This window comes from uncultured Veillonella sp. (assembly GCF_905209685.1).
Lineage (GTDB): Bacteria > Bacillota > Negativicutes > Veillonellales > Veillonellaceae > Veillonella.
This window is the reverse complement of record NZ_CAJLUB010000102.1, coordinates 1-6626: the sequence shown is the minus strand read 5'-3', so window position 1 is coordinate 6626 and position 6626 is coordinate 1. Positions and strand designations below refer to the sequence as shown.

6 protein-coding genes and 1 pseudogene are annotated in these 6626 nt (G+C 36.9%); 6 read left to right on the top strand and 1 reads right to left on the bottom strand.

Going from position 1 to position 6626, the window contains the following annotated elements:
• Nucleotides 1-24: 24 nt before the first annotated feature.
• The 6 genes from QZ055_RS07335 to QZ055_RS07310 are packed head-to-tail and all read left to right on the top strand — an operon-like array spanning nt 25 to nt 6471.
• Nucleotides 25-969: a bifunctional oligoribonuclease/PAP phosphatase NrnA gene (locus tag QZ055_RS07335; protein ID WP_295825692.1), complete on the top strand. Its 945-nt coding sequence runs from the start codon at nt 25-27 to the stop codon at nt 967-969.
• Nucleotides 969-1910: a tRNA pseudouridine(55) synthase TruB gene (locus QZ055_RS07330; RefSeq protein WP_295825688.1), complete on the top strand. Its 942-nt coding sequence runs from the start codon at nt 969-971 to the stop codon at nt 1908-1910. The genes QZ055_RS07335 and QZ055_RS07330 overlap by 1 nt, the downstream gene beginning before the upstream one ends.
• A gap of 2 nt (nt 1911-1912) precedes the next feature.
• Nucleotides 1913-2845 (top strand): bifunctional riboflavin kinase/FAD synthetase, encoded by a 933-nt coding sequence (locus tag QZ055_RS07325; protein ID WP_295794130.1) that lies wholly within the window; start codon nt 1913-1915, stop codon nt 2843-2845.
• Between the two features lie 13 nt (nt 2846-2858).
• On the top strand, nt 2859-3623 hold the full coding sequence (locus QZ055_RS07320; RefSeq protein WP_005386853.1) for a shikimate kinase: 765 nt from the start codon (nt 2859-2861) through the stop codon (nt 3621-3623).
• Entirely contained in the window at nt 3623-5776 is a 2154-nt protein-coding gene (locus tag QZ055_RS07315; RefSeq protein WP_295825685.1) for an ATP-dependent RecD-like DNA helicase, read from the top strand. The genes QZ055_RS07320 and QZ055_RS07315 overlap by 1 nt, the downstream gene beginning before the upstream one ends.
• On the top strand, nt 5776-6471 hold the full coding sequence (locus QZ055_RS07310) for a ComF family protein (RefSeq protein ID WP_295825682.1): 696 nt from the start codon (nt 5776-5778) through the stop codon (nt 6469-6471). The genes QZ055_RS07315 and QZ055_RS07310 overlap by 1 nt, the downstream gene beginning before the upstream one ends.
• Nucleotides 6472-6518: 47 nt before the next feature.
• On the opposite strand, the pseudogene QZ055_RS07305 reads toward QZ055_RS07310, so the two are convergent.
• Nucleotides 6519-6626, bottom strand: a pseudogene (locus QZ055_RS07305) (phosphohydrolase); the annotation flags it as partial.

Here is a 6626-nt window from a genome sequence, read left to right as displayed (position 1 = left end):
AAATTAACACAAAGGATACAGAACATGAGTAAGATTACTATTAATCAATTACATATGGCTCTGTGTGAAGCTAATTCTATTATGCTAACCGTCCATGTCAGACCTGATGGCGATGCTATCGGGTCCATGGTGGCCTTTTACGAAGCCCTTGTAGGGCAAGGTAAAACTGTATATATGGTAGTGGATGATGTAGTTCCTGAGAAGTACTCATTCTTACGATATACGGACCACATCCATGATGTAGCGTATTTTAAAACAAACCCTGTTGATATTGATATGCTAATGGTATTGGATGCTAGCACGTATGAGCGAATTGGCAAAGTAGGTGCACTATGGAGTGCACCTATTTTTAATATAGACCACCATATTTCTAATACAGAATTTGCTGATCATCTATATTTGAAGCCTGACTTTGCTGCTACTGGTGAAATCGTTACCGATTTATGTACAAAATGGAATTGGCCTATCACCGAGTCTATGGGTACTGCTTTATATATGGCTATTGCTACTGACTGTGGTTTCTTTAAATTTAGCAATACAACTGCCAATACGTTAGAAATGGCTGCTAAATGTGTAGCAGCCGGTGCTAGACCTAATGTTATTTCTGAAACGATTGAGGCTGTGTCTGCAAGTCGTCTGGAATTAACAAAACAAGTTATGCAAACTATTGAGTTCTACAAGAATAATACAGTAGCTACCATCGAGTTGAATCGCGAGGCTATGAACATTCTCGGCGATGATACAGATGGCTTTGTGGATATTATTAGAAATGTAGATACTGTTGATATAGCTATTTTATTGAAAGCTGAAGCTGATGACAGAACACGGGTAAGTTTACGATCTAAAGGTACCGACGTGAATGCTATTGCTAGCAATTTTGGCGGTGGCGGTCATATTCGAGCTTCCGGTTGTACGATTAATCTACCATTACAAGAAGCGAAACAGGCTCTCATTGAGGTGATTAAATAATGGATGGCATTTTACCATTTTTAAAACCTCCTGGTATAACAAGCCATGATGCTGTTGCTATTTGTCGTCGCATTTTAAAAGAAAAGCGCATTGGTCATAGTGGTACTTTAGATCCTATGGCCTATGGTGTGTTACCCGTTTTTCTTGGTAAGGCTACGCGGCTTATTGAGTATACAGAGGGGTTTGATAAAACCTATGTGGCAGAATGTAAATTTGGTACTTTTACCGATACTGAAGATAGTTCTGGACAAGCTGTATTACCTGATAAAGATATGGTATTGCGAGACGGTGTTCGAGTGAATGAATCCATTCAAAGTTCAGAACTATCCAATGCTATGCTTAAACCTACTTTTGATGAATTAGTTAATACATTAAATACCTTTATTGGTATTCAAGATCAGAGACCATCAAAATATTCTGCTATTAAGATAAATGGTATACGTGCTTATGAATATGCTCGTAAAGGGATTCCTGTAGAATTACCATTACGTCAGATTCATATTAAACATATTGAGCTGATAGCGTATGGTTTTCCTTATTTTACAGTTCGTGTAACTTGTTCTGGAGGCACCTATATTCGTTCATTATTGCGTGATATCTGTGTTTCATTAGGTATACCAGGAAACATGACATCTTTGGCACGTACCCAAGTAGGACCATTTGATATTGATTCTGCTAAAATGGCTGAAGAGTTGATGCTTCATGGTGAAAGCCTATTGTTACCAACGGATACAGCCGTTTCTCATCTTTCAAAAGTGATGGTAAATAGTGTACAATTAAAGATGATGGTGCAAGGTAAGGAATTGCCTATTGGTAACGAATTTTCTTATACTGAACCAGAACATTATTATAGAGCCTATGGTCCTCATGGATTTATAGGGATTATGAAACGAACTAACCACTCTTTGAAGGTGGAAAAAAATATTTTTATTGAAGGATAAGTATGAAGCAAATACATTCGTTTGATGAACTGCGTCAAATCAAAGATACAAAAGTATATGCCCTAGGTACCTTTGATGGTATTCATCGAGGTCATCAACGAGTTATACGCAAGGCCGTTGATGAGGCAATGGCAGTTAATGGTGTTAGTATAATCATTACCTTTGAACATCATCCACTAACTATACTACATCCAGAGCGAGTGCCTAAACGGGTCATTCAAGAAGAGATTATGGATTCCGTTCTTGAAGATTTGAATGTAGACTATATTTTACGGTTGCCTATGACTGAAGAGTTACTAAAAATGAGTGCTGACGATTTTTTGGGCGCTCTTTGTACAGATATGAATGTAGCTGCTATTGTAATTGGAGAAAACTTTACATTTGGTGCTAAAGGTCTTGGTAATCCAGATTATATGAAACAAGTATTAGCGGATAAAAATATACAAGTTTTAGTGCAGCCCTTATTGCCTTGTGATGGACTTAGTACTCCTATTTCAAGTACGGAGATTAGAAAGGCCATTCGCGAAGGGCGTTTAGAAGATGCTACTCATTGGCTTGGAAGACCATTCCAATTTAAAGGGACTGTAATTAAAGGTGATCAACGAGGACGCACATTAGGGTTCCCAACATTGAATTTGTTGCTTCCTAATGAAATGGCTACACCTCCAGATGGTGTATACGCTAATCGCGTGTGTATCGATGGTACTTGGTATGATGGGGTAGGTAATATTGGGGATAATCCTACATTTAAGAATCAGTACCATAGATGCGAAGTACATGTATTTAACTTTGACCAAGATATATATGGAAAAGAAGTAATTGTACAATTTATTTCCTATCTTAGAGGAGAAGTTAAATTTAATAACTTACAAGATCTTATTGATCAAATGAAGGTAGATGAAGAACAGGCTCTAGCTGTTTTAGCTAAAGCATAATAAGGGGGTTCTCATGGATATTAAAGAAGCTCGCAAACAAATAGATAGTATTGACTCCGTACTTGTTACAGAGTTTGAAAAACGTCTTACATTGATTAAAGAGATTGGTAAATATAAGGATGAACATCATTTACCACTCATTGATGAAGAACGTGATGAAAGTATTATTGCGTTGCATACTGAAAATTGCAAAGATAAAACATTAGCACCTTATATTGAAAATTATATAAAAACTGTTGTGTCTATGAGCAATGAGTTTTTAAAAGAGCATATGCATAAGCATATTTTCCTCATCGGCATGCCAGGTGCCGGTAAGACAACAGTTGGCAAAATGCTAGCTAAAGAATTAGGCAGAGACTTTTACGATCTAGATCAAACGATTCAAGATAAGGTTGGTAAATCTGTTCAAAAAATCTTTATTTATGACGGTAAAGATGCTTTTAGTGAATATGAATATAACACGATTAAGGAATTAATTCATAATAAACCATCTGTTATTGCTACTGGTGGTGGTACTGTTACTTATGATAAAACAGTTAAGCTAATGCGCAATAATGGTCTTGTTGTATTTGTTAATCGCGATGTAAATCATATCTTAGATGATTTGGATCTTGAAATTCGTCCACTTGTAAAAGAAAGTATTGAATATATCTTCAATGTATATGAAGAACGATACCCTTTATACGAAGAAGTGGCACATATCAAAATTGGTAATGAAGGTAGCATTACCGATGCGGTACAAGAAATTATTGAAGCTTTGCCTAATACGGAGAAATAATGGACGCCATACGAGGATTTGTATACCGAACTATATATGAGAATACACAACGTACGTATTGCGTGTTTGTCCTTAAGGATTATAATGAGGAATACATTACTTGTACTGGCAAGTTTGAATCTCCTAAAGAAGGAGAAGATATCGAAGTTCGAGGCCGTTATGTAGAACATGAAAAATATGGTCGTCAATTTGATGCTACTAGTGTAGAAAAACTTAAACCTGATAACATGGGGGCTGCTAAGACCTATTTATTAAATTTAGGTATTAAAGGTTTTGGTGAAAAGTCCGTAGAAAAGGTCCTTGAGTATTTTGGTATCCGTATTTTAGAAGTTTTACGGGAGGAACGTCCAGAAGAAATTAAGGATGTTCCTGGACTTCGTAAAAGTGTTAAGGACGAATTATTTAATACCTTACTTGGTGAAGGTATTTTATCCGATTTAAATCACTTTTTTGAAAGCCATCATATTTCTTCTAAATGGAGTCGTACCGTATACACCTATTATGGTGTTCAGTCTGTTGCTGTTATAGAGGATAATCCGTATACCTTGTTACGTGTGGCTCCAGATATGCTTTTTGGCACCGCTGATACGCTAGCAGAACACTTGGGGATTACAGGTAGTGATACGCGTCGTTTAGAAGCGGGATTAGAATGGATTCTACGCAGTTTGGATAATCAAGGGCATACGTGTTTGCCTGTGGATCAACTTATCGGTCGTTTAGACGATCTATTACAAACTGATGTAGATGATATTGCTAATTTTATTGAAAGCCTTTTAGAGCAAGGTGCTTTATATAGTACGTATTATGAAGATATCTTATATATCTACCCTCCAGAAATGTATGTGTCTGAAGTAGAGAGCGTTCATTATACAAAAGATTTCTTATTAGAGGCTGATCCAATTTCTCTAGATATTCCTAGTTTTATAGAAAAGTTTGAAGCTGATAATCATATTACATTTGGGGATGCTCAAAAAGAGGCTATACAGCTATCCTTCTTTGAAAAGTTTTCCCTTATAACTGGTGGTCCTGGTACTGGTAAGACGACGATTATTAAGGCTTTAGTAAAAGGCTTCCAACTTGGTGGACTAGGGCGGATTATTCTTTGCGCTCCTACGGGCCGTGCTGCGAAACGACTTACAGAGGCGACGGAGTTTGAAGCAACTACGATTCATAGATTATTAGTACCTGTTCAAGGTAGTGACTCTTACGACTTTACTAAGAATGAAGAGGATCCATTAGATATAGATGTTATCATCATTGATGAAGCATCTATGCTTAATGTACGCTTGTTCTATTCCTTAATGGCGGCCATTCCAAAGGAAGCCCATGTCATTATCGTTGGTGACGTTGATCAACTACCACCTATTGGGGCTGGTTTTGTATTAAAAGACTTACTCGATAGTGATTGTGTTCCTTATACACGACTCAACCAGATTTATCGTCAAAGCTCTGGTAATATTATTGTTGAAAGCGCCTATGCTATTAACCGTGGTGAAATGCCGAATCTGGACAGTGTAAGTGAAGAGTTTTCTTTTATTCCTGTTAAGTCTTATGACATGATGATGAAAGCTATCATCGATGTGTATAAACGAGAACAAGCGCATGTAGAGGATGAGCTAGACATTCAAATTATTTCTCCTATGCGCCGTGGTGAAGCCGGTAGTACATTAATTTCTCAATATGTACAACAAGCTGTTAATCCACCGGATAGCTTAAAGGGTGAAGCACGTGTAAATGGTATTACTTATCGTGTCGGCGATAAGGTTATTCAAATTCTTAACGATTATGAGTTAGAGGTCTTTAATGGTGAAATTGGTGTAATTTACGCTATTACACGGACCGATATTTGTATCCGATTTATCCATAAAGAGGTTCGTTTACCTATTGATGAAGCGCATATGATTATGCCTGCTTATGCTATTACAGTTCATAAAAGCCAAGGTAGTGAGTATGGTGTAGTTATCATTCCTTTTGTACCACGTTATGGTGGTATGTTGCAGCGTAATTTGTTGTATACAGCTGTTACAAGAGCAAAACGGAAGGTTATCATTGTGGGTACTACAAGCGCTATAGAACGTGCTGTACGTACTGTAAATGCAGATGAACGATATACATTGTTTAAAGAAAGACTACAAGGGAGATGTGATTCGTAATGAGTCTTTGGGATTTCCTATTTCCACCTGTATGTCCTCACTGTGGTGCCTCTGTAGTAACACAAGGGGATTGGTGTGAAACTTGTTTTAACGATCTATTACATATTCGTCATGTGCCACATAAATTTTTACATTATGTAGATGATGTATGTGTGCTAGCGGATTATCGTGGTGGTCTAAAGTCTATGATTTACGATGTAAAATTTAATGAAAAAAAGGAGCAGTCCAAGGGGGTTGCTCCTTTTTTAGCATCGTACAACTTTTACATGAAATACGATGAACGTGATATTGTAAAGGGGAATTGTAAGACTATCTATGATTATATAGTTCCTGTACCGTCTAGTGAGATGAAGAAGAAAAAGAGGGGGTATAATCAGGTCGATTTATTCTTTAAAAAATGGGCATACTCGTTAGAGAAAATAGATAAGGGATATTTTGTATGGTTAGATTGTATATATAAGTTTGAAACTTCTAGTGATATGTGGTCCTTAACCCATAAAGAACGACATCAAAATATAGAGAATGCTTTTGTGATCAAAGCAGAGTATAAAGACATCGATTTTTCCACAAAGCGTATTTTAATTGTAGATGACATTTATACTACAGGAGCAACAATCGAAGTCGTAGCAAAGGTTCTTAGGTCATATAATCCTAGTAGGCTCGATGCTTTAACACTAGCTAGCGGTAGCTTTTAATTATTACAAAAAAGCGTTCACCGAATGGTGAACGCTTAATCATTATATTAGCCTAGCACATCGATAAATGCTTTTACTACATCTGGATCAAAGAGAGAGCCGGATGCACTAAAGAGTTCTTCTTTTGCTTTAGCTTTTGTTTTTGCCCAAAATTC

Coding starts and splice junctions, on each gene's coding strand:
- QZ055_RS07335 (WP_295825692.1), top strand. CDS start 25: ATGAGTAAGATTACTATTAATCAATTACATATGGCTCTGTGTGAAGCT.
- QZ055_RS07330 (WP_295825688.1), top strand. CDS start 969: ATGGATGGCATTTTACCATTTTTAAAACCTCCTGGTATAACAAGCCAT.
- QZ055_RS07325 (WP_295794130.1), top strand. CDS start 1,913: ATGAAGCAAATACATTCGTTTGATGAACTGCGTCAAATCAAAGATACA.
- QZ055_RS07320 (WP_005386853.1), top strand. CDS start 2,859: ATGGATATTAAAGAAGCTCGCAAACAAATAGATAGTATTGACTCCGTA.
- QZ055_RS07315 (WP_295825685.1), top strand. CDS start 3,623: ATGGACGCCATACGAGGATTTGTATACCGAACTATATATGAGAATACA.
- QZ055_RS07310 (WP_295825682.1), top strand. CDS start 5,776: ATGAGTCTTTGGGATTTCCTATTTCCACCTGTATGTCCTCACTGTGGT.